The sequence below is a fragment of the Leptospira limi genome, from assembly GCF_026151395.1.
GTDB lineage: Bacteria > Spirochaetota > Leptospiria > Leptospirales > Leptospiraceae > Leptospira_A > Leptospira_A limi.
Window position 1 is genome coordinate 2,174,440 of sequence record NZ_JAMQPV010000001.1, and the last position, 24,776, is coordinate 2,199,215.

Genomic DNA, 24,776 nt, shown 5'->3' on the forward strand with positions numbered 1-24,776 from the left:
AAAGATGGATGCGACCCAACACTCATTGGTAATGAAGTCGAACACTTTCTTCTATTTATTTCTTGTTGCTAGTGTTTCATTACTCGCTAAAGGAAATGTTTATGTGCAAAGCAACAAAGCCAAGTTACTTTCACAACCTAAGTTAAATGCGGAAGGAAGTCTTTTAAAAATAGGAGAAGTACTAACTCCTATCACCGAACAAGGACTTTTTGTACAAGTCCGAGTTGAAGAGAAAACAGGTTGGGTATCGAAACTTTTTGTATCTCCACTCCCACCTGGAACCCAAATGAAATTAGGGATCACTTCGAATTCATCGGAAGCCGTTGTGGCAAGACAACGTGCCTCTGATTTTACGAAGACAGCTGCTGCTAGAGGCCTTTCCGAAACACAAAAAATGAGAGTACGTGGAGAAGGGGAATTGTATGATTTTGAATCATTACGTTGGCTCGAGTCCGTACCATTGACCTTGGAAGAGACTACTCCAAAAGAAGAAAAAAAATTAGGTATCACCGCAAGTTCGAACTTTTTTACATTCTCATCGAATCCTGGGTTACCTGTACTTGGAGAAACAAAAGCGGAAGTGAAGATGGGCCGTTCGCTTGCAGCAAGACTTTTAAAAAAATACAATTTAGTTCGTGATTTAGAATTCACGAGGTATCTCAATTCCATAGCATCAAAGTTAGGTTCTGTTTCTTCTCGTAACGATTTGGAATTTCGTGTAGGGATCATTGATTCACAAGAGGTAAATGCATTTTCTTGTCCAGGTGGTTATTTATTTATTACCACAGGTACTTTAAAAAAAATCCAAACGGAAGCTGAGTTAGCCGGTATCATTGCGCATGAAATGGGCCATGTGATTTTATTTCACAACGGTGAATTCAAAGAATCAAATGTGTTTGTTGATATCCTTTCAGGATTGTTATCTCCTCCAGGTAGTGAGGTTGTCAATACAGCGATGGCAACTGCAATCACCGAAATGGAAAAACAATTTTTTGAGACAGGCCGAGATGCTAAAGTGGAGTTAGAAGCGGATGAAGCAGCAGTTGGTCTTGTTTCTCAAGTGGGGTATTCACCACTTGGTTTGTCTAGTTATCTGAATACAATGGCAAAATCAGAAGGAACAGATCTTTTGAAAAAAACACATCCTGAAACAAATCTAAGGATCGCAAAACTAGTGTTCATTGAATCTTCGGTGTCTATGGAAGGATCTCCTGTCATCATTGACCATTGGAGTGATTATAAAAAACGATTAACAACAAATGAAACAAAATAAAATACTCTTCCCGATTTTTCTAATGGTAGTGGTTCCGACATTACTCACTACCTTCATTTCCTTTTTTCGATTTTCTACGACATTAGATCGTAAATTATCGGATGCATTGTTTCATCTTTTGCCTTCGCATCATACTTTTTCAAAAGACATTGTGATTATCGATATAGATGAACAGAGTATTGCCAAATATGCAGACCATCCTGAGCTTGGGCAGTGGCCTTGGAAACGACATATTTATCCCACTCTCATCGGATACACAAAACTTCTCACTCCGCCTAAATTTACAATGATCGATATCATGTTCACTGAAAGGTCGGATTATGATGATGCATTGGTGGTCGCAAACGAGACTTTGGGGGAGATTTCCCATGCTGCTAATTTCCGAAATGGTGGGATTGTGATTCCTCGAAAGGGTATCAATGACGTTAGCCAAAAATTCAGTGTTCCGTTAGTGACAGATATTCCTTTCCCAATCTATGAGAATGCTTCCTTTCCCATTGGTCAAATTGCAGAAACAGCTCCCATGGTCCATGTGGTGAATGTGATTTCTGATAGTGATGGAATTTTAAGGAGATTTTCTCCCCTTGTTCGTTGGAATGGAATGTACTTCCCCACATTGGCTTTGCAAGCGTTTGCATTAGGTGGTGCCTACAAAATAGAAACAAAAGATTTGAATGTATACTTGGAAAAAGAAGGAACAGAACGGATCATTCCCATTGGCAAAGATGGTCTTGTAAGGGCGTATTTTTATACAGAAGAAGAATTGAGAAATATTCCTAGGTATTCAGCAGCTGGAATCATTGACTCCTTAGAAAAGTTAAACTCTGGTGAGGTGGAAGATCCAAACACACTCCTTGTACCACCCAAACTCTTTGAAAATAAAATTGTCCTCATTGGTACATCAGCTGCTGCCACTCACGATGATGTGGTTACACCCCATGGTTTATTTCCTGGTGTGATTGCACAGGCTGTGTTTGCTTCGAATTTAATAGAAGGGCATTTATTAAAAGAATTACCCGTTTCATATGGGTTTCTGTTTACAATCTTAGTTCTTTTTGTTGGTGTACTTGTTTTATACATTAACCAATGGCATTTATTGAAAAATATTTATCCAATATTTGCAGTTTCGTTCTTTATCGGATTGTTTTATTTCCTTTACCGGATGGATTATGTTTTCTCTATTTATTCATTTGTGTTTGGATTTCCAGTTTCTTACCTACTTGGATTTGCCTATTTAACTTACACAGAAGGAAAGGAAAAAAGAAAATTCAATCACATCTTACGGAACTTAGTCGATCCAGAAGTGGTAAGTGTTGCTCTCGAGAATATGGAATCCTTAAAACAAGGAGGAGAGTGGGAAATCACTGCATTTTTTTCAGACGTAGCAGGTTTTTCATCCATCAGTGAAGAGTTAAGTGCTACTGACCTTGCCAAATTATTAAATGAATACCTTTCCGCTATGACCAAAGTTTTAAAAGCCAATTCGGGAACTTTGGATAAATACATTGGAGATGCAATTGTTGGTATCTTCGGTGCCCCCATCCAAAACAAGGAACATCCAAAACTTGCTTGTAAGACAGCTCTTGAGATGGTGAAAGAGTTGGAAGGTTTGAGAAAAAATTGGAATGAAAGAGGTGATTACACACCACTTGCACGAGCTATGGTCTTTCGAATCGGCCTTAATTGTGGTTTAGCTAAGGTTGGATTTATGGGAACAGATAGTTTAGCATCCTATACAATGATGGGTGATACTGTTAACTTAGCTGCGAGGTTAGAAGCTGCGGCCAAAGATTATGGTGTCTCAATTTTAGTTTCCGAAAACATTGAGTTAGCTTGTAGGGATACATTTTCCTTTCGATTTTTAGATTGGATCCGTGTGAAGGGAAAAGAAGCACCAGTGAAAATCTATAGTTTAGAATCATTTAAAAATCAGATTTCCCCTGTCTCTGTAAAAGCATTCGAAGAGTATGATTTAGGTTTTTCCGAATACTCAAAGCGAAATTGGGAAATTGCCATCGAACATTTTAAGAATGTTTCTAAAATATTAGGAAAAGAAGATGTTAGTAGCCAAATGCTCATCAAACGTTGCCAAACTCTATTCCAAAACCCACCACCTGTCGACTGGGATGGCGTTTATACTCGTACGTCAAAATAATACTATACGATTCACCGCTTTTCCTACACTGTCCTGAAAAAGGAAAAAGCGGAAATGAATGAAGCCAAAATCAAATCTTTATGTTGGCGGTTGACAATCGGACTTGAATTACTGACGGCAGTGCTTGCTGTACCAACTGCAGTCTTATTCATTGTCATTGCAGGTGTGTATTCATTTGAAAGATCGCTACTAGTTGTGTTAGGTGCGACCATTGCCCTGTTTACTTCTTATATTGTCCCTACAATTCGTTTCTTAAGACTAAAAAAATTACTCACAAATACCAATCCCGATTTCTTTCAATCTCTATCGCTAGAAGAAAAACAAAAGATCAAATTAACACTTTTAAAATTTCCCAAACATAATTTAGGTTATTTTTTAACTCAATGGAGTTTTGGAATTCCATTGGCTGCTTTTGTCACGTTCCAATTTTTTACTCCAACACTTGCTGAATACCTTCCTTATATAATTTTGCCAATTCTCATCTATCCAGTATTAGGTGTGTCACACTTTTTTCTAAGTGAATTAATGATCTCAGAAGTTTTAATTACACCTGAGTTAAAGGATTTGCCATTAAATGCTGATATGATTCCGAAGGTTGGAATTTATGCACGAATCTTTTTTACAATGTCTGCTGTGTTTAGTATGACACTCACTGCATTAGGGTATCTCCTTCTAGCAGAAGTGACAAAATTTGTACAAATCCAGAATGCCGAAGTGACTTTGGTATTAATGGCAGCATTTATCACCATCAATATATTTGTACTCACTTCTCTCTTTGTAAAAGCAATGAGATTTAATACAATCCAAATGGCAAATCGTTATAAATCGTTGGCAAGTGGGGATTTGAGTGAATCGGTTCCTATCATATCTACGGATGAACTAGGACATGGATCTATTTCTCTCAATTCTTTCATCACCAGTATTCGAAAAATTACATCCGTTGTGATTGAAGAATCTGATAAAGTAAATTCGGATGCGAAGGTCATTGCAACTCAAACGCAAGGATTAACCCAGGCAATGATGGAACAAGCTTCTTCTTCAGAAGAGATGTCAGCCGGTGTTGAGGAGATGTCAGCAAGCATTCGTTCTACGGCTTTTGGAGCCAAAAAGCAGAATGATATTACAAAAGAGGCAAAAAACTTAGTCATCGATATGGAGTCTTCGATTGTATCGATCCATGACCTTATGAACTTAACGGAAACTGAAACCAAACAAATGGAAGGGGAAACGAAGTTAGGACAATCTGCACTTCATTCTACTTTGGTTGCGATGTCAGATATAGAATCGAGTGTTGAAAACACATCAAATGTAATCCAGGTGATTGGTGAAATTTCAGACAAAATTGGTTTATTGTCTCTCAACGCTTCCATTGAAGCTGCAAGAGCAGGGGATGCAGGAAGAGGATTTGCAGTTGTTGCAAGTGAGATTTCCAAATTAGGGGAACAAACTTTATCCAATACAAAAAGAATTTTGGAGGCAGTTTCAAAAGCTTCCTCTTCGACAAAATCTGGTAGACTCGCTGTATCCAATACCGAAAAAACTTTCACTCAAATTGGAAAGTCTGTCCACACCACTATTGAACTCATCAAACAATCGAGTGAGATGACAAAACAACAATTGGAACTTGTGAAACATGTAAAAGAGAATATTGAAAAATTGACAATGTCTGCAATGGAAATTGAACAAAACACAAATGAACAGGCAAGTACCTCAGAAGAGCTTGCGAAAAGTATCGCTACCATCACAGAAGGTACCGAATATTTGAATCAGTTTGTAAGCGACATCGATAAGTTATGTTCGGCGTTGTCCAATAAAGCTTCTAATCTAAGGCAAACGATTGATTTTTTCAAAATCTAAAAGACGTGACTAAAGTTGACAAATAATTGTTCGTCTTCTCTTGATTTGGCATAATCAATCATAATGATAGTTGCTTGGTTCCAAGCAATACGTAAACCAATCCCTTTGGAATAAAAATAATTTTTTAAATTAATTTTATGTTCATCATCCCAAACCCTTCCATAGTCAAAAAACGGTACGATATTAAAGGCAAAAAACTCTGATCCTAATTTAGCTTCTGCAAATTTCCATCGAATTTCTGAATTCCCCCATCCCATCGCACGCCCAACAAAACGATCTTGTTTGAATCCACGTAATGTACGAAGTCCACCAAGTCCACCGATTAGACCTTCTGTTCCCCACATATTTCTATATTCAAAAAACGGAGCATTTCCTTCTGTAACACCAAGTCCAAACCGATTTGCTACAACCAATTTATCAACTAACTTAGGGAAGGGGCTCCAAAACATTTTTGTTTGAGCAAAATACTTTTGGAACTGAAAGTCAGATCCCATCGCTTTGCTATTTTTTTCATACGTTACTTCTGCAAATATTCCAGAATTAGGATCTGGTTCAAAATCACGAGTATCATATACGATTCCCAGACGTAATGCGTTTACATACCCACCTTGGTAACCGATTATTTTTTTCCCTTCGTAGTCCTCTGTGAGTCTTGTTTTTCCATTGGGAACATCTGCTGCCAATTGGTCTAACGTAGGATCTACACCTCGTACCATTTTCCCATCATAAGTTCGAATGATATTATTTGAGAATTTTAATCCTGATACCAATCGAACCGTTCCACCAACGAATGATCTTTCTCCACTGACAGTTGCCATTGGAGTCTCAATCGTATAACGGTTGTACATTCTGTCAGTCACCACATAACCTGGCATTTGTTGGATGCCGGAAAACGTTTTTCCACCAATAGAAAAAGGATCCGAACTAGTTCCGGGCCGATAATAAGTCAAATTTGTTTCTTGGTCGATGAAGCTGGCATTATTCACCTGACGATTGTAAGGTTGGTTTCGTTCTAAATAGGATAAAGACCTCATACTCGACTCACCTATACCAAAGTACAAGGTAGTTGGAGTAATGGTTAAAAATGCATCTGCACGTAACCTCCATTGTGTGTCAGCGATAAATGGCATATCCAAACTAATTTGGTGATACTGTGCATTTTTATTCGTATTAAAATACTGTGCGAAGAGTCGCATTCGGTAAGGTGTGTAATGAAAGAGCGCATCAGTTTTTGGTCCATTATTATAGATATAAGCTCTTGCACCATAACCGATGCCTTCATTTGGATCGGAGTTGATGAGAGGTAAACCTGTTGGATACCATCCATCCTTTTTGTCTTCAATGTCTTTTTTGCAAAGTTGTTTGGAGACATCCATTGGAAAGGGAAGATTTTTAGGAGGTGGGTCTTTGATACACCCGGGTTCAGGAATGGCTTCTTGTCCTTGGAGACCAAGAGTGAGTCCCAAACAGACAATAACGAACACATAAAAACTTTTTTTTGCCACTCGAAGATTCAAACCAAAACCCATAAGAGGAGGAAACTGGACGAATTGCACGAATTGTCAAGAGAAAAAGTGAGTGTTCACTCATTTTTTGAAGTAGGAAAGGGACTAAGTTCCAAAAATTTCAAAATCTATTTTCGATTCCTTTGCAAACGCAAATGCAGAATCAAACTGTCGTTTGGTTCCCAGCTTTGTTTTGTTAGATGAACTTGATTGTGATGATCTGAACTGGTGCCCCAGGAGGGAATCGAACCCCCACTGTCGGTTCCGAAGACCGATGTTCTATCCGTTGAACTACCAGGGCATGTGATTGGGATGTATTGTCAGGATAGGTGGACCCTGTCTTCGGGCAATTGATTTTTTGGAAAAGAAAAACTCATTCGGACAATGTAGAGAAAGAGTAGGATGGTCCATACCACAAGTAAGATTCGTAAGAACAAAAAGACAAAGTAAATCGGTCTTGGTTTCCCTGGAACAAGAAAGATGGTTAAGTCATTTGCTTGGAACAAGAGGGAACCAGGGATTTTTTTGCGGATGGCATCAAAGTTCTTTCGAAATTCGCCTAAACGTTCGGAAGGGTCCAAAGCAAAATCATTGGTATATCGTAAGGAACCTTCATCACCAAAGGCATAAAAAGAAGTTTCCCACCCTATAAAATCAAAATGGATTGGATAAGAACCAGGTGGGTTACGAATGAAAAAATAAATGGTTCCACCTTCAAAAGGAAAGGAGGGGATTTGGCCTTCGAGTCTGATTTTGTTTTTGCTAAATCCATCTTCATAAAAATCAGACCAATCACCCCATTGGTAAATAGTGCCTCGGTCATCCTTCCAGAGCAATCCACCCAAATTTCCCAAAAGTTCTAAATCTTTTTCCCATTCAGAAGGAATTGCTTTCCCTAAAACAAATGATTCTTTTTGGATATTACGATTGCGGAGTGACTGTTTCAAGCGGATGCGTAGATCACGAATTTCAGATTGATTTGTTTCCAAGAGTCGTTTTCGAATTTCAATTTCTTCTTTTTGGAAAGGATCCGAAAAAACAACTTCTGATAGAGTGAGTAATAATTCTGTGATTGGGTCTTGTTTCTCCAGATTCCCATCTGCAGTGATAGGAGATAAAAGGGATAAAAGAAAGATGAAGAGCACAAAAAAATAGATTCTCATCTTCCTAAGTATCGGCAAAATGGGGAGCAATGATGAACTGTCCAATCTGCCAAGCCCATAAAAATCCTGAGGAGATCCTGTTCGAAAATGAATCCTGGATCTTACGAAAAGCCAACCAAAACCTCGATGGGTATCTATATTTAGAATTAAAAGGCCATGGAGAATCTTGGAGTGGACTCAGTTTAGAGCAGTTGGAAGCTTATGGTCGGGCTCTTCACAAAGGAATCGAGATCATAGGTTCGTTTCATCCAGAGAAAGTCTATATGACTGCCATTGCAGAAAGAGTTCCTCATTTGCATGTCCACTTGATCCCTCGTTTCCAAGGCCAAACACCAGGAATTGACCACATCGCACAGGCAACAGGGCCTGGATTTCCGAAACCAATGTAAAAAAAGGATGGAGGTTTTTAAAAATCAACTTAGGCTTTTTGTTTGTGATTTTAGAAAGACATCCAACAAACCAAATCCCTCATACTTCGCTTGATGGTATCGAGAGTTTACAAGAACGTTTTTTCCTATTACAAAGAGAAAGTGCGAACCAAAAAATCGCACATATCTTTATTTTAGAAGGGTATGCCTCCACGGGGAAAGGTTCCATCTTACAATCATTAACCATTCGATTAGACCCACGAAAATTCAAGGTATATTCGCCGTATGTAGACCAATCGGAAGACAGGGGGTATCCTTTTTTATGGAATTTTTGGAAGGTGTTACCTAGGTATGGTGAATTTTTATTTTATCTAAATACGTATTACAGTCGTTTGGCGTATCTTAGGTCACAGAAAAAAATCAGTATTTCTGAATATGACCACCGACTGTTATCAATTCTCAATACAGAACGAATTCTATCAAAAGATAAAATCATTGTTCATAAATTCTTTTTGCATCTTTCGAAAAAAGAACAAAAAAAAAGATTTGAGGATGCTAAAAAAAAGAAAAAAGTTTGGGAACTTTCTAGTTATGACAAAGACCAAGGAGAACATTACAAACGTTACTTTGAGATATTCGATTCTATCTTAAGTTCTTCCCGTACGATTGACTCACCTTGGCTTGTCATATCAAGTGATCAAAAAGAGAATACAAAACTTCTAGTTTTCGAAGCGATTTTGGAACGTTTGGAACGTACCTTAAATTTTGATTCAAAAGCAAACTTACAATTGATCAACCACGGAATGGAACTGATACCATGAAACAAAATTTCACAAAACCACGGATATTAAATTTAAATCAATTGGATCTCGGTTTGTCACTTACACGTGATGAATACCAAATCCAAATGAAAGAATTAAAAAATAAAATTCGAGAATTAACCTTTTTGGCAAAAACGAAAGATACACCTGTGTTGATTGTTTTTGAGGGTTGGGATGCAGCAGGGAAAGGTGGTGCCATTCGTCGGTTAACATCCGAGATTGATCCTCGTTTATTTGAAGTGCACAATATTTCTGCTCCTAACCAAGAAGAAATCCAACACCATTACCTCTGGCGTTTTTGGAACCGGATTCCAAAAATTGGTCAAATTGGAATCTTCGATCGATCGTACTATGGGCGAGTCTTAGTGGAACGTGTAGAAGGTTTTGCTAAGGATGCTGAATGGGAAAGGGCTTACGAAGAAATTTTTTTATTTGAAGAACAACTACAGAGTTTTGGAACCATCATCATTAAGTTCTGGCTACATATCAGTTCGGAAGAACAACTCAAACGATTTGAAGAAAGAAAAAATGATCCTCTAAGGCGTTGGAAATTAACAGAAGAAGACTGGCGTAACAGAGACAAATGGCATTTGTATGAAGAAGCTGCAAATGAGATGTTCCAAAAAACAGACTCTCCCAAAGCTCCTTGGCACCTAGTACCTGCAAACGATAAATACCATGCACGAGTTATGGTTTTGGATGTTGTCAAAAGAAGATTAGAAAAAGAATTGGAATAAAGTTTTCAAATGATAGTCCTGAAACCAGAAATCTTGTGTTAGAGAAGGTGAGGGAAACTACAAATTTTGACGTTGATTACATTCTATAAATAACAATAAAAGTAAAAAGAGATAAACAACCGTTAATCGATACATAATTAGTAATTTACAAATTTACTATTTTGGATCAACCTTTTTTCTTTTAAAAATTTATGAAGAATAAGACAGTTTTATGTTTTTTTTAGCACTTATTTCCTAGTCTCTGATCTATCACAACTAAACCCCAAACGTTTTTAACGAAATTGTGAAAATCAGATTATTAATTTCCTTGACAATAGTTTTCTAGGAAACTATTGTCAGCTTGTGCGGAAAGAAAATTTTGTGGAACCAAGCCATTTAAAATCCCACTTGGGTTACCATCTACGAGTGGTTTCGAATGCAGTGTCACATTCCTTTGCCAAAAAACTAACCAATTTGGATGTAACCGTCGCGGAATGGGTGATCCTAAGGGAAATGTATTCTCATGAAAAAAATACTTCCCCGAGTATCGTCGCAGAGATCACGGGCCTCAGTCGAGGGGCAGTCTCCAAACTCATCGATCGGCTCTTACACAAAGGACTTGTGAGTCGTACAGAAGATTCAAGTGACCGTCGGTACCAGGAGATCAAACTCACAAAACAGGGAAAAACACTGGTTCCAAAACTTGCAAAAATTGCGGACGAAAATGATGAGGCCTTTTTTTCACATTTGACTCCATTAGAAGAAAAGGAACTGCGAAACATTTTGAAGAAACTTACAAACTTACACAATTTAAATACAAACCCAATCGAATGAGGAAAGAACGAATGTCAAACCTAGTTACAAAACTTACAGATGCACAAAAGTATGCCATGTCCATCCGACCAAAAGTTGGTGGGTTTCCCGTCCTTGCGGAAGTCTTAAGGCAAGCGGGTGTGGTTATGAACCGATGGACTTTACCGTCATGTCAGTCCGTTTATCAGATGCAAGGTGGTTCTGTTCTCCAACAAGGAACTCCCATTGTATCGGGTGTTCATGAAATACCTGTGTTTCAAAAAGAAAATTTAATCAAGGCTCTCCGCAAAGACCAAATTGGTGAAAGTACATTCCCTGAATTTTTAAATGAAACTTGGGAAGCAGGTGTGGTTGGGTATGATGTTGATTTCATTGGAAGGAGAGTCGTTTATTATGGTGTGAATGGTGAAAGTTATACTGAGGAGTATCCTGAAGTTCATTTATAAGGTTTTTGTTTGATTTGAAAGGTGTAAGACCTATCATTTGTATGGATCACCACTTGTGCATAAAACCCTAAATCAAGGGAACGAAACTTTGAACGAAAGATAGAAGCTTCTTCATCAAAAATTTCCTTTCGGCAATCTGGAACAAGTGACTTCCATCTTTCTTTGGATACCGAATGATACAAAAAACCATTTGCCTCAGAAGGAATGGTCCTTTCTTCCCATTCAATGGGTTCCGAAAAACACAAAATACCATTTTTGGTTTTGATCCGAAACTCAGATTTCCATGTGGCAAATGGAACTTTGGTTTCTGATTTTGTATGATTTTCAATGAATAAAAAAAAACCTTGGTATGTTGGGTCTTCTTCTCGTGATAAACTCAAATAAATAGGATAGCCATCTACTACTTGTTTGTCGGACTTTGTGCTATTTTGAAAACTTCCTGGGTTCAGAGCTTTGAATCCAATGTAAAAAATAAGAACAACTAAAACCAAATCGATAAAAAGGACAATTTGCCTCCATCTAGTTTTTTTATGTTTCTCATTGATTTGTTTTAGATAGTCACGGAATTCTTCCGGTGAACGTGAGTGGTATCCTTTTCCCATTACAATGTTCCCACAAGTGATGTTAAGATTTGGTTTGCAGTAGGATAGGGTTCCTCTAATTGTTTGGATTGGTCTAAAAACGATAAAGCAAGTAATACAACTTCTGGTACAGTCAAATCCAAATCCAAACTAAAATAACGTGCGAGGATTCCTGAAAGTAGGTCTCCAGTTCCCATCGTAGCCAGTTTCGGATTCGGAGATTCCCATACGTAACTTGTTCCATCGGGGCATACAAGAAGGCTTACGAATGACTTTAAGAGAACATACACTTGGTTTTCTTTTGTGTATCCAATCAGTGTATCATAGGCTTCCTGCACGGAGTTGTGAATTTTTTCCGTCATGCGGTTTAGTTCCCCCACATGTGGAGTGAGGATCACTCTGTCGCCTATTGGAAGTTTGGTTCCGTTACTTGGGATGGCACCGGCATCCAAAACCAAAGTTTTACCAGGTTCCAATTTCCATCCTTCCAGGCCTTTTGGATAGGAAGTGAGTCCTGGTCCAACAACGATTGTTTTGGTTTTGGTAAAAAAAGGATCACTCACCATTGACAAAAAATCAGAGGTCAATGCCATCTTAGACAAATCCTCTTTTAAAACCAAGTTTGTGATGGATTTTGAAGGTGAAAATACTTTTGAAATTCCTCCACCTAATCTGGAAAAGGCAGACTCTGAAAGTAGGATGGCACCTTCCATTCCTTCTCCACCTCCATAAAACATCGCAGACCCTGCACTGTATTTATGTGCTTTGTGTTTTCGTTTTAAGACATGGATTGCTTTTTCTGGATCTGGTTCTAAGTAATAACGTTTGGAAAAATTAGCGTCTGTTAAATGAGTGCGGATGGGAAACCCAATGGATTCATAATACCTTGGGATGAGGTTATCTTTTTCGTATATATACCCAACATTTTCCCATTTGCGAGTACCAAGTTCCTCAATGGAATCGGAATAGACAAATATTGGATTCTCTTTGGATTGATTGCCTAAGTGGTAAGGATCCCATCCACTTGGTGTATCAAGCGAGAGTCTGTAAAAAATAACATCGGAATCGTTGATGGCTTCAATTGTGGATTTTAGTTCCGATGTGATAGGGGATTGGAATCCTGTTCCAAGGAGTGCATCTACAAGTAGAACAGAATCTGCCTCTCCAACTTCCAAATCAGTTTCGAATTTTTGTAAATCCCCAATCGAACCTAAGGTAGATTTCACAAGTGATTCATAAAATTTTCCCGCCATGTTTTTATTTGGTGAAGTTTGGTAAACTTTAACATCATATCCTTCTTGGAACAGAGTGTGAGCAAGTGCATAACCATCTCCACCGTTTCCTCCACTTCCGCAAACAATCCATATAGATTCGGCTGTTTTCCAAAGGTCTTCATTGGCATGAAACACTGATAAGGCGGCCATACCCATGAGAGTTTGTTCAAAAAACCCGAGAGCGGAAATCGCCAATGAATCTAAGGTTTTTGATTCTTTGTTCGTAAAAAGAGGGATTTGTTTCATCTAAATCCAGCGATACACTTCTAAAGCACCAGCACGAATGCGCACAGAATAAATGGTATCAAAGGCATCCGTGTATGTTTCTCTCCATTGTCCTCTCGGGCTTGAAAAGGGAATTCGTTTGTTATTGATATGGTTTCCTTCTTTGTCATGGACTTGCAGGCGGACAGAGTTTCCACCATCTTCGGTTTCCCAAATGTAGAACTCACCATTATTACGGATCGAAAATAAAATTTCAGAAGGGTCTTGGATTTCTTTTAAGAGTTCTGATTGTTTGGAATCAAATTGGAACCTGTAAATACGACGAAATTTAAACCGTTTGTCTTTTTTGGAATCATAACTAAAAGAACCGAGGACATATTCACCTTCTGGGTGGGGGAGAAGTTTGTCTAACGTGATGTCATATTCTTTGGCATCATTACTATTAAAAACATCCAAAGTAGATTCTTTTAAGTTCCCTTTGAGTTCTCCTTCTTCAAAATAGGAGAGTCGCATCTCTTCTGCAATCCGATGGTATACGAATAATTTGTCCCCTTCACCAGGTAAAATGGATTCAATGTAACGGAATGGTTCTGAGTTTTTTCCGGAAGCACCTAACATAAATTTCACGACTCCTTTTTGTGTGATTTGAACAAGAAAGGAGGGGAGAACGGTTGTCCCTTGTGTAGAGAAAGCACCACTATAGGTTTTGTATAAATTCTCTTGTCCGGGTGGGAGTTCCATCCCTTTGGAAGAAATTCGGTTTTGGACCACGAGGTCACCGTCTTCATTCATGGCCACAATCCCGATCCCACCAAAACGAAACGGGTAATGGGGGATCCCAGCGACTGATTTGAAATCTGGGTTCCCGATGGTCGCATCTAACCTTCCATTCCGATCAAAGAGTTTGATGACTGATTGTTTGTTGTCAGCAAGGGCCGAGATATTCGAGGATGTTGGGATTGTTAAGGGAACATTGGTCAATACCTGGTTTACCACCACACCTTCAAAGGTTTCATTTGTCGCCCCGAGGGGGATTCGGAAGAGGATTTCTTCTTTTAGGTTCTCAACACGGAAACGTAAGCAGGAAACGGAAACAAAAAGAAGGAGGCTAAAATACAGGGGTCTCATGGTGCAACATCCATTCCCTAATTTTTTATTTACAGGACAACTCGCTTTTCCTAGCCTGTCATGAGACGTGCTAAATTTTAGCATGAGCTTTGGTCTCTTATACAGATTCCTATTGGAATCTTTGGATATGGTTTGGTATATACCGAGGAAAACATCAGAGAACTGATTTTACGAGTTCTCACTCCACCTCTAGCGCTTTTTTCGCTCCAAGTACAGAATCGGAAAAACCACGCCCTCATTGAGATAGAACTTGATCATCTCACAGACAAAACTGGCTCTGCTAGTTTGGAAGATTGTGAGACTGTGTCTAGGAGACTCAAAGAGGAGCTGGACCAATGGGGAGAGGAATTTGATTTCACTCTCCAAGTCTCCTCCGCGGGAGCAGAACGTGTTTTACGTTTGCCGGAGGATTTAATTCGTTTCCAAGGACTTTTAGCAAAACTAGAAGTGCCGCTGGAATCAGGGAAATGGGACAAACGATTATTTCGTTTGGGACCGGTTTCGGGGGATTCCGTTGAGCTTACGCTTTACGATCGTAAAACTCGACACAAAAAGAACCAAAAATCGGTATCTATGCCCATCGCAGAAATACGAAAGGGAAATTTGTATTTAGAAATTTAAGACTATGGCGACAAAACAAGCAACGAAAGAAACTGGGCTATTCGAAGCCATCCAACAATTCTGTCAGGATAAATCTCTTGATAAAGATCTCGTATACGGTGTCATCCGCGACTCACTCCTTGCTGCCTATCGCAAAAAAGTCGGTTTAGAAGCGGAAACAGATGACCGTTGCCAAGTTGAATTTGGCTCCGACAATAAAAATGAAATCATCATCTCTGTGTTACGCGATGTCGTAGAAGGGAAAACAACAAATCCGCTCGAAATTTCCTTGGAAGATGCACAAAAAATCGATCCAAAAATTGAAGTGGGAAGCCAAATCCGAGTGTTTGAAAAACCACAGGACTTGTCTCGGGTTCTTTCGAGCCAAGCCAAACAAATGGTATTCCAACGCCTCCGCGATATGGAAAAAGAATTACTCTACCAAGAATACAAATCCAAAGAAGGGGAACTCACACACGGGTATTTCCAACGTTGGAAAAAAGACATCATGTCCATCGACCTGGGTAAGGTAGAAGGCATCATGCTGAAAAAAGACCAAAACCCTGGGGAAAAATACCGCCAAGGGGACCGTCTCAAAGCCATCATTTCTCGTGTGGAATTAAGGCCCCGTGAACCAATGCCAGTGATTACTCTTTCACGTGCGTCTGGTGACTTTGTGAAAAAACTCTTTGAAATGGAAATTCCTGAAGTGTATGATGGAATTGTCGAAATCAGAGATGTTGCCCGCATTCCATCTTACAGAACTAAGGTGGTTGTGACCACAAGTAAGTCCGATGTAGACCCAGTGGGTGCTTGTGTGGGAATGAAAGGGGTTCGGATCCAGGCGATTGTTCGGGAACTGGGAAATGAGAGGATTGATATTGTCCTCCATTCCGATGAGCCAAGTGTATTTATCGCCAATGCCATTTCTCCTGCAAAACCAGTGGAAGTACATGTGGATAGAAAACGTGGAGATGCACTTGTGATTGTTCCTGATGAATCTTTATCTCTTGCGATTGGGATCAACGGGTCCAATGTAAAGTTAGTGTCTCAACTTTCGGGATTCAAAATCGATATCAAAACTGTATCACAATACAACCAAGAACTCGCGTCGCCTGAAGCACGCGAAAAATTAGACCGACTCTTCAATGCGCAACAAGAAGCAATGGAAGAATCGGAAGACAATTACAACCAATCGGGACAAGAAGAAGAGGAAGAAGATTCTGGTTACACACCTCTTTCTGAAATCCCTGGTCTCACTCCAAGAATCGTCGGTCTTTTAGAGGCTGGTGGGATCAAAAATGTGGAAACCCTTCTCGAGTTCAGCCAGGAAGAACTTTCGAAAATTTCCGGAATCGGAAAAACCACGGCAGAACAAATTTTACGTCTGTTACGTGAGTCAATCGAATGGGTAGAAGAGGGTTAAGTTTTAAGGCATAATATGGAAGAGCAAAAATCGATAAAAGAAACCCTCCAGCAGGGAGCCAGTGGTGACAAAACCAAGAAAAAACTTGTCATCAAAAAGAAAGCGGCCCCTTCTGATGAGAAAAAAGAATCCGGTTCCCAAGGCCAACAACAAGCGGCGGAAGTGAAACAATCTTCCACTTCTGGTGGGGACAAAAAAAAGGATTTAAACGAACTCATTCGCGAAGAAGCAAAACGGCAAGGTCTTGGATCCGGTCCGCAAGCTCCTTCCCAAGCCTCTCCGATTGTTTCTCGTCCTGATAGAAAACCGGAACCTCTTCCGCAAGCCGAAAGAGAAAAACCACAGATGGACCGTAAACCAGAATCCATTCTTTCAGGCGACACATCTTCACCAAACTACCGTTCTGGTGGTGGACAAGGTGGTGGAAACCAAGGTTATTTTAGAAAAGAAGACCGTAATCCAATTGTTAGCCGACCAACAACCCCACGTCCGCAAAGACCAGAAGGGCAAGGTGGTGGTTACCAAGGGAATCGTGGTCCAGGACAGGGCGGCGGTTACCAAGGAAACAGAGGCCCAGGCCAAGGTGGTCCGGGTGGTGGTTACCAAGGGAATCGTGGTCCAGGACAGGGTGGCGGTTACCAAGGAAACAGAGGCCCAGGCCAAGGTGGTCCGGGTGGTGGTTACCAAGGGAATCGTGGTCCAGGACAAGGTGGCGGTTACCAAGGAAACAGAGGCCCAGGCCAAGGTGGACCAGGTGGTGGTTACCAAGGAAACCGTGGCGCAAGACCGATTGGCCAAGGTGGACCTGGTAGTGGTAGACCTCCAGGTGATGCTCCGTTTGGTGCTCCTCCAGGAGGACTTCCGGGTGCAGGTGGTCCAGGCGGAGCCAAAAAGAAAGTATTTGATAAAGAAAAAGGCGGAAGGGAAGAAAATGAAAACACTAAGTTTTTCAAACAATCCTTTCGTAAACAAAAGGCACAAGCTGCAGCTCTTGCCGCTGTACCAAAAGAAATCTCAATTTTAGAAAACATCCAAGTGGGTGAGATTGCTAAAAAACTAAACCTAAAACCAGGCGAGGTGATTAGTAAACTCATGAAAATGGGGATGATGGTAACGATCAATAATGTGATCGATGCCGAAACTGCTTCCATCCTTGCAGACGATTACGGCTGTAAGGTGAAGATTGTTTCTCTTTATGATGAAACTGTCATCGAAGAAGAAAAAGACGATCCAGCAGATTACATCACTCGTCCACCTGTTGTCACCATCATGGGTCACGTTGACCATGGTAAAACAAAACTCCTCGATACCATTCGGTCTTCCCGAGTGGCAGAAGGGGAATCTGGTGGAATCACACAGCATATTGGTGCCTACCAAGTAGAAACGGAACGCGGAAAAATTGCCTTCCTTGATACTCCAGGCCACGAAGCTTTTACTTCCATGAGAGCACGTGGTGCGTCCGTAACTGACATTGTTGTCCTTGTTGTTGCTGCTGATGATGGGGTGATGCCTCAAACCATTGAAGCGATCAACCACGCTAAAGAAGCGGAAGTTCCTATCATTGTTGCAGTCAACAAAATTGACTTACCAGCAGCAAACCCCGAAAAGGTGAGACAAGAACTTTCGAATTATGGATTACAACCAGAAGAATGGGGTGGAACAACGATCTTCTGTGATATATCAGCAAAAAGTAATATTGGAATTGATAAACTCCTTGAGATGCTCATCATCCAAGCAGAACTCCTCGATCACAAAGCCAATCCGAAACGAAAAGCAAAAGGAACGATTGTGGAAGCAAAACTCGATCCAGGTCGTGGTGCTGTGGCAACGGTTCTCATCCAGAACGGAACACTTCGTGTGGGTGATGCCTTTGTTGCGGGAGTGCATGCAGGACGTGTTCGTGCGATGTATGACGACCTTGGTCGTTCCATCAAAGAAGCGGGCCCATCCTTTCCAGCTCTTGTAACGGGACTCGATGGAGTTCCTGATGCAGGTGCTCCATTTGATGTGGTGATCGATGACAAAGAAGCACGAACCATCTCTCATAGCCGTCAAGATTATGAAAGACTCGGCCAATCGAAAAATGCTGCCACTCGTGTGACACTCGATAATATGAGTGAGATCATCAAACAAGGTGCCCTCAAAGAACTCAAAGTCATCATCAAAGCAGACGTTCGTGGATCGACAGAAGCGGTGAAAGAAGCATTAGAAAAACTTTCGACAGCAGATGTTCGCCTCAATGTGATCCATGCTGGAACAGGTGCGATTGTGGATTCCGATATCATCCTTGCTTCGGCATCGAATGCGATCGTGATTGGTTTCCATACTCGTGCGAATCCGAAAACGGTTTCTCTTGCTGAGAAAGAAAAAGTCGAAATCAAATACTATAGCATTATCTACGATGTGGTCAATGAAGTGAAAGCATCCATGGAAGGAATGCTCGAACCTGAAAAAGTGGAAAACATCATTGGTAAAGTTGAAATCCGCGATGTATTCAAAATCTCCAAAGTGGGGAACATTGCAGGTTGTATGGTGAAATCCGGTAAGGTGACCAAACAAGCATACGTTCGTGTGATTTCCAGCGAAACAGGTGAGATCACTTGGGAAGGGAAAATCAAAAACCTCAAACGTATGAAAGACGATGTGGCTGATGTTCTCACTGGATTTGAGTGTGGTATCTTACTCGATGGATTCAATGACTTCTCAGTGGGTGACGAAATCGAAGCATACGAGATTCGCGAGATTGCTCGTAAACTGTAAGGCGGCCTAAATGAATCCCATTCGAATGAAAAAACTCGAATCGGAGATCATTCGCCTCATCTCTTCTGCGATTTTGGAAGGAAAGGTAAAAGACCCACGGGTCTTTTTACCAAGTTTCCATCGCATTGAAATCAGCGAAGACTTACGGTATGCGAAAGTGTACTTCACAGCCCTTTGTAATAATAACGAAAGAAAAAAACTCACACAAGGACTTGTTTCTTGTGCGGGATTTTTATCCTCGCTTGTCGGAAAAAACCTCCATTTACATACAAACCCAAAGTTTAGTTTTGTCTGGGATAATAACTACATCAAAAGTTTAGAAGTGAACCGCCTCATTGATGAGTCAGCTCCGAAAACTCTTTTTGAAGAACTCCATCCCGATGCAGCGGATGAGGATACGACCGATATGGATGAAGAGGAAGACTCTTCCCAGAAAGACAAAGAGGTAGAATAAATCTTTCCGAAACCGAAACGACCGATTTCCATTTGGATTTTCCCGCAAATGAAAATCAATCATTCGCACCTAGAATTAGTTTGGTGACCACTGATGGCAAAACCCTACCGATCTGGATTTTTATTTGTTTATAAACCACCTGGGATTACCAGTTCTGATTTGGTTCTAAAGACCAAACGTTTGTTAAACCAAAAATCTGTTGGACATACGGGAACTCTTGACCGATTTGCCGAGGGTTTACTCATTTTACCTTGTGGGGACTACACTGCCTTTTCTCAGGTTTTCCTAGGAAAAGACAAAACCTATTTGGCAGAAGTGATTGTGGGTTTGCGTACCGATTCGGGAGACCCGGATGGAATGGTGGAAGTTGACGAAAGGGAATCCTCAATTCAAAAATTTGAATCCCTCTTTTCCAAGCAAAGATTGGAAGAAGAACTACAAAACCTCACAAAGCTCACAACCCAAAAAGCACCGAAAATCTCGGCCCTGAAAGTGGGTGGCAAACGCCAGTCTGACCTCTTTCGGGAAGGGACAGCGGTGGAAGAAAAGGAACGGACCATCACCATCCATTCGGTAAAAGACATCCAAAAAACAGAAGTTGGGTTCTCTTTCCGAGTCCATGTCAGTTCCGGTACCTATATTCGAAAACTAGTCCTAGATCTTTCCGACAAGTGGGGGATCCCACTGTCTCTCGGTAGGCTTGTACGGGAATCGATTGGAGAGTATAGTTTCACTGGCGCCAAAACCCTGGATCGAATCACGGCAAGTGACCTGAAAGATTGGAAAGAAGTTTTCCCTTTGCCATTACGGATTGTAAACGAAACCGAAAAAAAAGCGGTGATCCATGGGGGTTATATCTGGGACAAACTCCCCAAAGCCGATTCCCTCGGGTTTTACATCGTGGACGAGGACGAGGCCACCATCCTTGCTTGGTGTTCTTACGAAGAGAAACCGAACCACATTCCTTACCGCTACCGAAAAGTATTTTTTGACCCTTCTGCAAAAATTATGTTTTCTAAATGAGTCGTTCTTAAAATCTGGACACTAGTATGATCACAAAAGAACAAAAACAGCAGATCATTGCTACATTCGGTAGCAAACCAAACGACACAGGTTCTGCAGAAGTACAAATCGCTCTTCTCGACTCTCGTATTAAAGACCTTACGGAACACTTCAAAGCAAATAAGAAGGACTTCCACTCTCGCCGTGGCCTCATCGCTATGGTGAACCAGAGAAAGAGTTTGTTGGAATACCTAAAACGTTCCAACTTAGAAAGTTATAAAAAGCTGATTGAAAAACTCGGCCTTAGGAAATAATTCCTATGGCTACAGAGTTCACTGGTGTTTGGGGTAGAGATTCTATTACCCTAGAGACCGGCAAGTGGGCGAAACAAGCTCACGGGTCGGTTGTATACAAAACCGGAAATTTGGTCCTGCTTGCCACTGTGTGCGCAGCTGACGAACCAAAAGAAGGACAAGATTTTTTCCCTCTCACATGCGAATACACGGAAAAAGCTTACTCGGTAGGTCGTTTCCCTGGTGGTTACTTCAAACGGGAAGCAAAACCTGCTGAACACGAAGTATTACTTTCTAGAATTCTAGATCGTCCTATCCGTCCGATGTTCCCAGAAGGTTACTTCTCGGAAGTCCAACTTCTTGTACAAGTGTTATCTGCAGACAAACAAGTATCAGTCCAAGGCCATGCGATTAACGCAGCTTCGGCGGCACTTTCTGTTTCTTCCATTCCATTTGCAGGTCCCATTGCGGGGGCTCGTATTGGAAGGATTGCTGGTGAGTTTATTTTAAACCCAACCAACGAAGAAATCACAAAATCCGATTTGGATTTGGTGGTAGCTGGAACCAAAGATGCCATCGTCATGATCGAAGGGGAAGCAAACGAAATCTCCAAAGAAGACATGATGAATGCTCTTCGTTTTGCACAAGAACAGCTGAAAATTGCTGTGATGATGCAGGAAGAATTGGCTAAGAAAAATGGAACGGTTAAGAAAGAAGTCGTTTTAAAAACTCCTGATAAAGAACTCCACGCGAAAATTCGTGAGTTCGCATTCGAACGTTTGACTGCTGCAAATAAAAACGCAGACAAAGCAAAACGAAACGATGAAATCAAAGCCATTAACAAAGAAACGGTTGAACATTTTAAAACCTTACTGGCTCCAGAAGATAAAACAAAAGACATCAAACATTACCTTCATGAATTAGAATACGAAGTCGTTCGTGAACTCGTTTTAGGAGAAGGGATTCGTTTTGATGGTCGTAAAACAAACGAAATACGACAAATTTCTTGTGAGATTGATGTCCTTCCTGGACCACATGGTTCTGCTGTTTTCACAAGAGGCCAAACTCAGTCTCTTGGGGTCATGACACTCGGAACCACTTCGGACAACCAACGATACGAAACACTCGAAGGTTCCAAAGAAAAGAACTTTATGTTACACTACAACTTCCCTGCGTTTTCTGTGGGGGAAGTGCGACGTAACTCTGGCCCTGGCCGACGTGAAATTGGTCATGGGAATCTTGCAGAACGTGCGATTAAAAAAGTCCTTCCTACGCAAACTGAGTTTCCGTATGTGATACGACTTGTGTCTGAAATTTTAGAATCCAATGGATCCTCCTCTATGGCATCCGTTTGTTCGGGAACACTCGCGCTTATGGCTGGTGGTGTTCCAATTTCTGGCCCTGTGTCTGGGATTGCCATGGGTCTTTTCAGTGATGAAAAAGGTCGTTTTGCGGTTCTATCTGACATTGCTGGTATCGAAGACCACTTTGGTGATATGGACTTCAAACTTGCGGGAACGAAAAAAGGCATCACTGCCTTCCAAATGGACCTAAAAGTCAATGGTCTAGGTCTCGAAGTCTTACAAAAGGCCATCGAACAAGCAGAAGTGGGACGTGACCATATCCTAGGTGAGATGAACAAAGCGATTTCTTCCGTAAAAGGAAACTTAAGTGAAAACGCTCCTCGTATCACCCAAAAACAAATTCCAAAAGATCGTATCGGAGAACTCATTGGCCCAGGTGGGAAAATGATCCGTGCCATCATCGAACAATCTGGATCGGAAATTTCTGTGGATGATTCTGGAAAGGTAACCATTGCCTCTCCAAGTGAAGAGTCCAAAGAAAAAGCCATTGCCATGATCGATGGAATCTTTGAAGAAATTGAAGTGGGTAAAATTTACGAAGGGGTCATCAAACGAATCGCTGACTTTGGTGCTTTTGTTGAAATTTTACCAGGAAAAGAAGGGCTTTGCCACATCTCGAAACTAGATGTGAAACGAGTTCAATCTGTTCGTGACATTGTTTCCGAAGGGGAAAAAATCAAAGTGAAAGTAATTTCCGTTGATAAAATGGGAAAAATTGATCTTTCGAGAAAGGATGTCCTTTTAGACAACTAAACAACAGTCCCCAAACATCTGTTTGGGGGGAGTGAACCAAATGGCACCCGTCATTGAATGCAAACGAACTGTATTGCCAAATGGTCTTACAGTTCTTTTCCAACCTATGAAACACGCATCCTCTATGGGGGTGGGTGTTTTTTTAAAACAAGGCAGTCTTGCCGAAACCAATTCTGAACATGGTTACTTTCACTTTTTAGAGCATATGCTCTTCAAAGATACAGAAACTCGCACTAGTAAAGAAATTGCTGAATCCATCGAACGAGTGGGTGGGATTCTGAATGGTTCCACGGGGCGAGAATATACTCAATACTATGTAGTTGCCATCAAAAACCAAGCAGAACTTGCGTTTGAAATTTTATCAGATATGCTCTTTCGACCACTATTTCGAAAAGAAGACATCCAAACCGAAAAGGGTGTCATCATGGAAGAGATGCGTTCGTATGAAGATGCACCTGATGATTTTGTGTATGATTATTATTTTCGCAATATCTTTGGGAAGTCACCTTACGGGCGTGATATTATCGGAACTAAAAAATCTGTGACGGGAGTCAGTGAAAAATCCATTCGGACTTTTTTCGAAAAACATTATTTCCCAAAGAATATGGTGATTTCTGTATCGGGAAATTTCACTTGGGAGAAAGTCCTTGATCTCACAAATAAATACTTTTCTTTTGAAAATCCCAAAGGGAAAACTCCCACAGAACTCATCATTCCAGCACCTAAAAAAAGTTATTCGAAACATTTGGAACGCCGTAAAATTGAGCAGTTCCATATCATGCTTGGTGTGAATGGAAAAAAAAGAGACTACCGAACGGTGACTGTTTCAGGTCTTATTTCCACCATCCTCGGTGGCGGTATGGCATCTCGGCTTTTCCAAAACATCCGGGAAAAAGAAGGGCTTTGTTATAGTATTTACAGTTTTCCCTCATATTACAAAACCACAGGACTTTTTTCGATCTCCTCTGCCACTTCCAAAGAAAAAGCAGCAAGGTGTGTGGAACTGATTTTAAAAGAATTGGAAACAATCACAAAACATGGTTTTACCAAATCCGAACTTGCAGATGCCAAATCCAACCAAATGGGTTCGATAGCGATTGGGTATGAACTCCCTGAAAACCGAATGAATAATATTGGTTTGCAAGAAATCTATTACGGAACCTATTTTTCATTAGAAGATCGTATGAAGGCAATTAAGTCAGTCACCTTAGACGAAATCAATCTCGCCGCCAAAGAAATGTTTGGTTTGGATAAAGTCCATTTGTCTTGTGTGGGGGATATGACGGAAACCCAATTTGCCAAAATCCCTGTACAGTTTGGTGGTTAGATTCATAAAAGGAACTAGATGCAAAATCCTCTGATCCAAATCCAAATCCTAAGAGAAGGGGCAGTTGTCCCTGAATACAAGACAGTTGGTTCTGCGGGTATGGACCTCTCCGCCTGCTTTTCGGAAAACCTTCTCCTTCCGAAGGGACAAGTGGTTTTGGTTTCGACTGGACTTGCCATGGCGATCCCCGAAGGGTATGAAGGCCAAATCCGTCCAAGGAGTGGGTTTTCCACAAAACAAAGGATCATCATGCCAAATAGCCCAGGCACCATCGACTCAGATTACAGGGGTGAGATCCTCATCCCACTGTTGAATCTGAGTGGATCCGATTTCCTTCTGGAGCCAGGTACACGTGTTGCCCAAATGGTGATCCAAGCGGTGGTGAAATTTCCCATCCAAGTGGTTACGGAACTCAGTTCCACGGAACGTGGGACGGGTGGGTTTGGGAGTACAGGAAAATAAGACATAATCA

Annotated in this window: 22 protein-coding genes and 1 tRNA gene; 17 read left to right on the forward strand and 6 right to left on the reverse strand. The window is 40.8% G+C overall.

Going from position 1 to position 24,776, the window contains the following annotated elements; genetic code table 11:
- The first annotated feature begins 31 nt into the window (after positions 1-31).
- The 3 genes from ND812_RS10015 to ND812_RS10025 are packed head-to-tail and all read left to right on the forward strand — an operon-like array spanning position 32 to position 5,285.
- Positions 32-1,273 carry a M48 family metalloprotease gene (locus tag ND812_RS10015; RefSeq protein WP_407658536.1) on the forward strand — a complete coding sequence of 414 codons (1,242 nt, stop codon included), beginning with the start codon at positions 32-34 and terminating at the stop codon, positions 1,271-1,273.
- Positions 1,260-3,428: an adenylate/guanylate cyclase domain-containing protein gene (locus ND812_RS10020; RefSeq protein WP_265375337.1), complete on the forward strand. Its 2,169-nt coding sequence runs from the start codon at positions 1,260-1,262 to the stop codon at positions 3,426-3,428. The genes ND812_RS10015 and ND812_RS10020 overlap by 14 nt, the downstream gene beginning before the upstream one ends.
- Before the next feature lie 54 nt (positions 3,429-3,482).
- Positions 3,483-5,285, forward strand: coding sequence for a methyl-accepting chemotaxis protein (locus ND812_RS10025; RefSeq protein WP_265375338.1), 1,803 nt, complete (start codon positions 3,483-3,485; stop codon positions 5,283-5,285).
- Here the strand turns inward: ND812_RS10025 and omp85 are convergent.
- From omp85 to ND812_RS10040, 3 genes are all read right to left on the reverse strand, one after another.
- Positions 5,282-6,769: an Omp85 family outer membrane protein gene (gene omp85, locus ND812_RS10030; protein ID WP_322113688.1), complete on the reverse strand. Its 1,488-nt coding sequence runs from the start codon at positions 6,767-6,769 to the stop codon at positions 5,282-5,284. The two genes, ND812_RS10025 and omp85, sit on opposite strands and share 4 nt — an antisense overlap.
- A 247-nt stretch (positions 6,770-7,016) precedes the next feature.
- Positions 7,017-7,091, reverse strand: a tRNA-Arg gene (locus tag ND812_RS10035).
- A gap of 19 nt (positions 7,092-7,110) precedes the next feature.
- Positions 7,111-7,953, reverse strand: coding sequence for a hypothetical protein (locus ND812_RS10040; RefSeq protein WP_265375339.1), 843 nt, complete (start codon positions 7,951-7,953; stop codon positions 7,111-7,113).
- Between the two features lie 32 nt (positions 7,954-7,985).
- Between ND812_RS10040 and ND812_RS10045 the strand changes: the two genes are divergently transcribed.
- The 5 genes from ND812_RS10045 to ND812_RS10065 all read left to right on the forward strand — a co-directional run bounded on the left by ND812_RS10045 (position 7,986) and on the right by ND812_RS10065 (position 11,117).
- Positions 7,986-8,342, forward strand: a complete 357-nt coding sequence (locus ND812_RS10045; protein ID WP_265375340.1) for an HIT family protein — start codon at positions 7,986-7,988, stop codon at positions 8,340-8,342.
- 38 nt (positions 8,343-8,380) lie between these two features.
- Positions 8,381-9,142, forward strand: a complete 762-nt coding sequence (locus ND812_RS10050) for a polyphosphate kinase 2 family protein (protein WP_322113662.1) — start codon at positions 8,381-8,383, stop codon at positions 9,140-9,142.
- Positions 9,139-9,879: a UDP-galactose-lipid carrier transferase gene (locus ND812_RS10055; RefSeq protein WP_265375342.1), complete on the forward strand. Its 741-nt coding sequence runs from the start codon at positions 9,139-9,141 to the stop codon at positions 9,877-9,879. The genes ND812_RS10050 and ND812_RS10055 overlap by 4 nt, the downstream gene beginning before the upstream one ends.
- 342 nt (positions 9,880-10,221) lie before the next feature.
- Entirely contained in the window at positions 10,222-10,692 is a 471-nt protein-coding gene (locus ND812_RS10060) for a MarR family winged helix-turn-helix transcriptional regulator (protein ID WP_265375343.1), read from the forward strand.
- A gap of 11 nt (positions 10,693-10,703) precedes the next feature.
- Complete coding sequence (locus tag ND812_RS10065) at positions 10,704-11,117, forward strand: DUF1398 family protein (RefSeq protein WP_265375344.1); 414 nt, start codon at positions 10,704-10,706, stop codon at positions 11,115-11,117.
- On the opposite strand, the gene ND812_RS10070 is transcribed toward ND812_RS10065, so the two are convergent.
- Genes ND812_RS10070 through ND812_RS10080 form a run of 3 tightly spaced genes read right to left on the reverse strand, consistent with a single transcriptional unit; the run spans position 11,108 to position 14,325 of the window.
- Positions 11,108-11,719 carry a hypothetical protein gene (locus ND812_RS10070; protein ID WP_265375345.1) on the reverse strand — a complete coding sequence of 204 codons (612 nt, stop codon included), beginning with the start codon at positions 11,717-11,719 and terminating at the stop codon, positions 11,108-11,110. The genes ND812_RS10065 and ND812_RS10070 overlap by 10 nt on opposite strands.
- Positions 11,719-13,218 carry an NAD(P)H-hydrate epimerase gene (locus ND812_RS10075; RefSeq protein ID WP_265375346.1) on the reverse strand — a complete coding sequence of 500 codons (1,500 nt, stop codon included), beginning with the start codon at positions 13,216-13,218 and terminating at the stop codon, positions 11,719-11,721. The genes ND812_RS10070 and ND812_RS10075 overlap by 1 nt, the downstream gene beginning before the upstream one ends.
- A complete protein-coding gene (locus ND812_RS10080) occupies positions 13,219-14,325 on the reverse strand; it encodes an LIC_12708 family protein (protein WP_100726652.1) in 1,107 nt (368 codons plus the stop codon). It lies immediately after the preceding gene.
- Between the two features lie 132 nt (positions 14,326-14,457).
- On the opposite strand from ND812_RS10080, the gene rimP reads away from it, so the two are divergent.
- The 9 genes from rimP to dut all read left to right on the forward strand — a co-directional run bounded on the left by rimP (position 14,458) and on the right by dut (position 24,766).
- Positions 14,458-14,946 carry a ribosome maturation factor RimP gene (rimP, locus tag ND812_RS10085; RefSeq protein ID WP_265375347.1) on the forward strand — a complete coding sequence of 163 codons (489 nt, stop codon included), beginning with the start codon at positions 14,458-14,460 and terminating at the stop codon, positions 14,944-14,946.
- 4 nt (positions 14,947-14,950) lie between these two features.
- Positions 14,951-16,351, forward strand: coding sequence for a transcription termination factor NusA (nusA, locus tag ND812_RS10090; RefSeq protein ID WP_265375348.1), 1,401 nt, complete (start codon positions 14,951-14,953; stop codon positions 16,349-16,351).
- Between the two features lie 15 nt (positions 16,352-16,366).
- On the forward strand, positions 16,367-19,111 hold the full coding sequence (gene infB, locus ND812_RS10095; RefSeq protein ID WP_265375349.1) for a translation initiation factor IF-2: 2,745 nt from the start codon (positions 16,367-16,369) through the stop codon (positions 19,109-19,111).
- A gap of 10 nt (positions 19,112-19,121) precedes the next feature.
- Complete coding sequence (rbfA, locus tag ND812_RS10100; RefSeq protein ID WP_265375350.1) at positions 19,122-19,565, forward strand: 30S ribosome-binding factor RbfA; 444 nt, start codon at positions 19,122-19,124, stop codon at positions 19,563-19,565.
- A gap of 93 nt (positions 19,566-19,658) precedes the next feature.
- Positions 19,659-20,588: a tRNA pseudouridine(55) synthase TruB gene (gene truB, locus ND812_RS10105; RefSeq protein WP_265375351.1), complete on the forward strand. Its 930-nt coding sequence runs from the start codon at positions 19,659-19,661 to the stop codon at positions 20,586-20,588.
- Positions 20,589-20,614: 26 nt separating this feature from the next.
- The gene (gene rpsO / locus ND812_RS10110) at positions 20,615-20,881 is read left to right on the forward strand and encodes a 30S ribosomal protein S15 (protein WP_012388514.1); all 267 of its coding nucleotides are present in this window, start codon (positions 20,615-20,617) and stop codon (positions 20,879-20,881) included.
- Positions 20,882-20,886: 5 nt separating this feature from the next.
- Positions 20,887-22,977, forward strand: coding sequence for a polyribonucleotide nucleotidyltransferase (gene pnp / locus ND812_RS10115; RefSeq protein WP_265375352.1), 2,091 nt, complete (start codon positions 20,887-20,889; stop codon positions 22,975-22,977).
- 40 nt (positions 22,978-23,017) lie between these two features.
- The gene (locus ND812_RS10120) at positions 23,018-24,304 is read left to right on the forward strand and encodes a M16 family metallopeptidase (RefSeq protein WP_265375353.1); all 1,287 of its coding nucleotides are present in this window, start codon (positions 23,018-23,020) and stop codon (positions 24,302-24,304) included.
- Between the two features lie 18 nt (positions 24,305-24,322).
- Positions 24,323-24,766, forward strand: a complete 444-nt coding sequence (gene dut, locus ND812_RS10125; RefSeq protein WP_265375354.1) for a dUTP diphosphatase — start codon at positions 24,323-24,325, stop codon at positions 24,764-24,766.
- Positions 24,767-24,776: the final 10 nt, after the last annotated feature.

Coding starts and splice junctions, on each gene's coding strand:
- ND812_RS10015 (WP_407658536.1), top strand. CDS start 32: ATGAAGTCGAACACTTTCTTCTATTTATTTCTTGTTGCTAGTGTTTCA.
- ND812_RS10020 (WP_265375337.1), top strand. CDS start 1,260: ATGAAACAAAATAAAATACTCTTCCCGATTTTTCTAATGGTAGTGGTT.
- ND812_RS10025 (WP_265375338.1), top strand. CDS start 3,483: ATGAATGAAGCCAAAATCAAATCTTTATGTTGGCGGTTGACAATCGGA.
- ND812_RS10040 (WP_265375339.1), bottom strand. CDS start 7,953: ATGAGAATCTATTTTTTTGTGCTCTTCATCTTTCTTTTATCCCTTTTA.
- ND812_RS10045 (WP_265375340.1), top strand. CDS start 7,986: ATGAACTGTCCAATCTGCCAAGCCCATAAAAATCCTGAGGAGATCCTG.
- ND812_RS10055 (WP_265375342.1), top strand. CDS start 9,139: ATGAAACAAAATTTCACAAAACCACGGATATTAAATTTAAATCAATTG.
- ND812_RS10065 (WP_265375344.1), top strand. CDS start 10,704: ATGTCAAACCTAGTTACAAAACTTACAGATGCACAAAAGTATGCCATG.
- ND812_RS10070 (WP_265375345.1), bottom strand. CDS start 11,719: ATGGGAAAAGGATACCACTCACGTTCACCGGAAGAATTCCGTGACTAT.
- ND812_RS10075 (WP_265375346.1), bottom strand. CDS start 13,218: ATGAAACAAATCCCTCTTTTTACGAACAAAGAATCAAAAACCTTAGAT.
- ND812_RS10080 (WP_100726652.1), bottom strand. CDS start 14,325: ATGAGACCCCTGTATTTTAGCCTCCTTCTTTTTGTTTCCGTTTCCTGC.
- nusA (WP_265375348.1), top strand. CDS start 14,951: ATGGCGACAAAACAAGCAACGAAAGAAACTGGGCTATTCGAAGCCATC.
- infB (WP_265375349.1), top strand. CDS start 16,367: ATGGAAGAGCAAAAATCGATAAAAGAAACCCTCCAGCAGGGAGCCAGT.
- rbfA (WP_265375350.1), top strand. CDS start 19,122: ATGAATCCCATTCGAATGAAAAAACTCGAATCGGAGATCATTCGCCTC.
- truB (WP_265375351.1), top strand. CDS start 19,659: ATGGCAAAACCCTACCGATCTGGATTTTTATTTGTTTATAAACCACCT.
- rpsO (WP_012388514.1), top strand. CDS start 20,615: ATGATCACAAAAGAACAAAAACAGCAGATCATTGCTACATTCGGTAGC.
- pnp (WP_265375352.1), top strand. CDS start 20,887: ATGGCTACAGAGTTCACTGGTGTTTGGGGTAGAGATTCTATTACCCTA.
- ND812_RS10120 (WP_265375353.1), top strand. CDS start 23,018: ATGGCACCCGTCATTGAATGCAAACGAACTGTATTGCCAAATGGTCTT.
- dut (WP_265375354.1), top strand. CDS start 24,323: ATGCAAAATCCTCTGATCCAAATCCAAATCCTAAGAGAAGGGGCAGTT.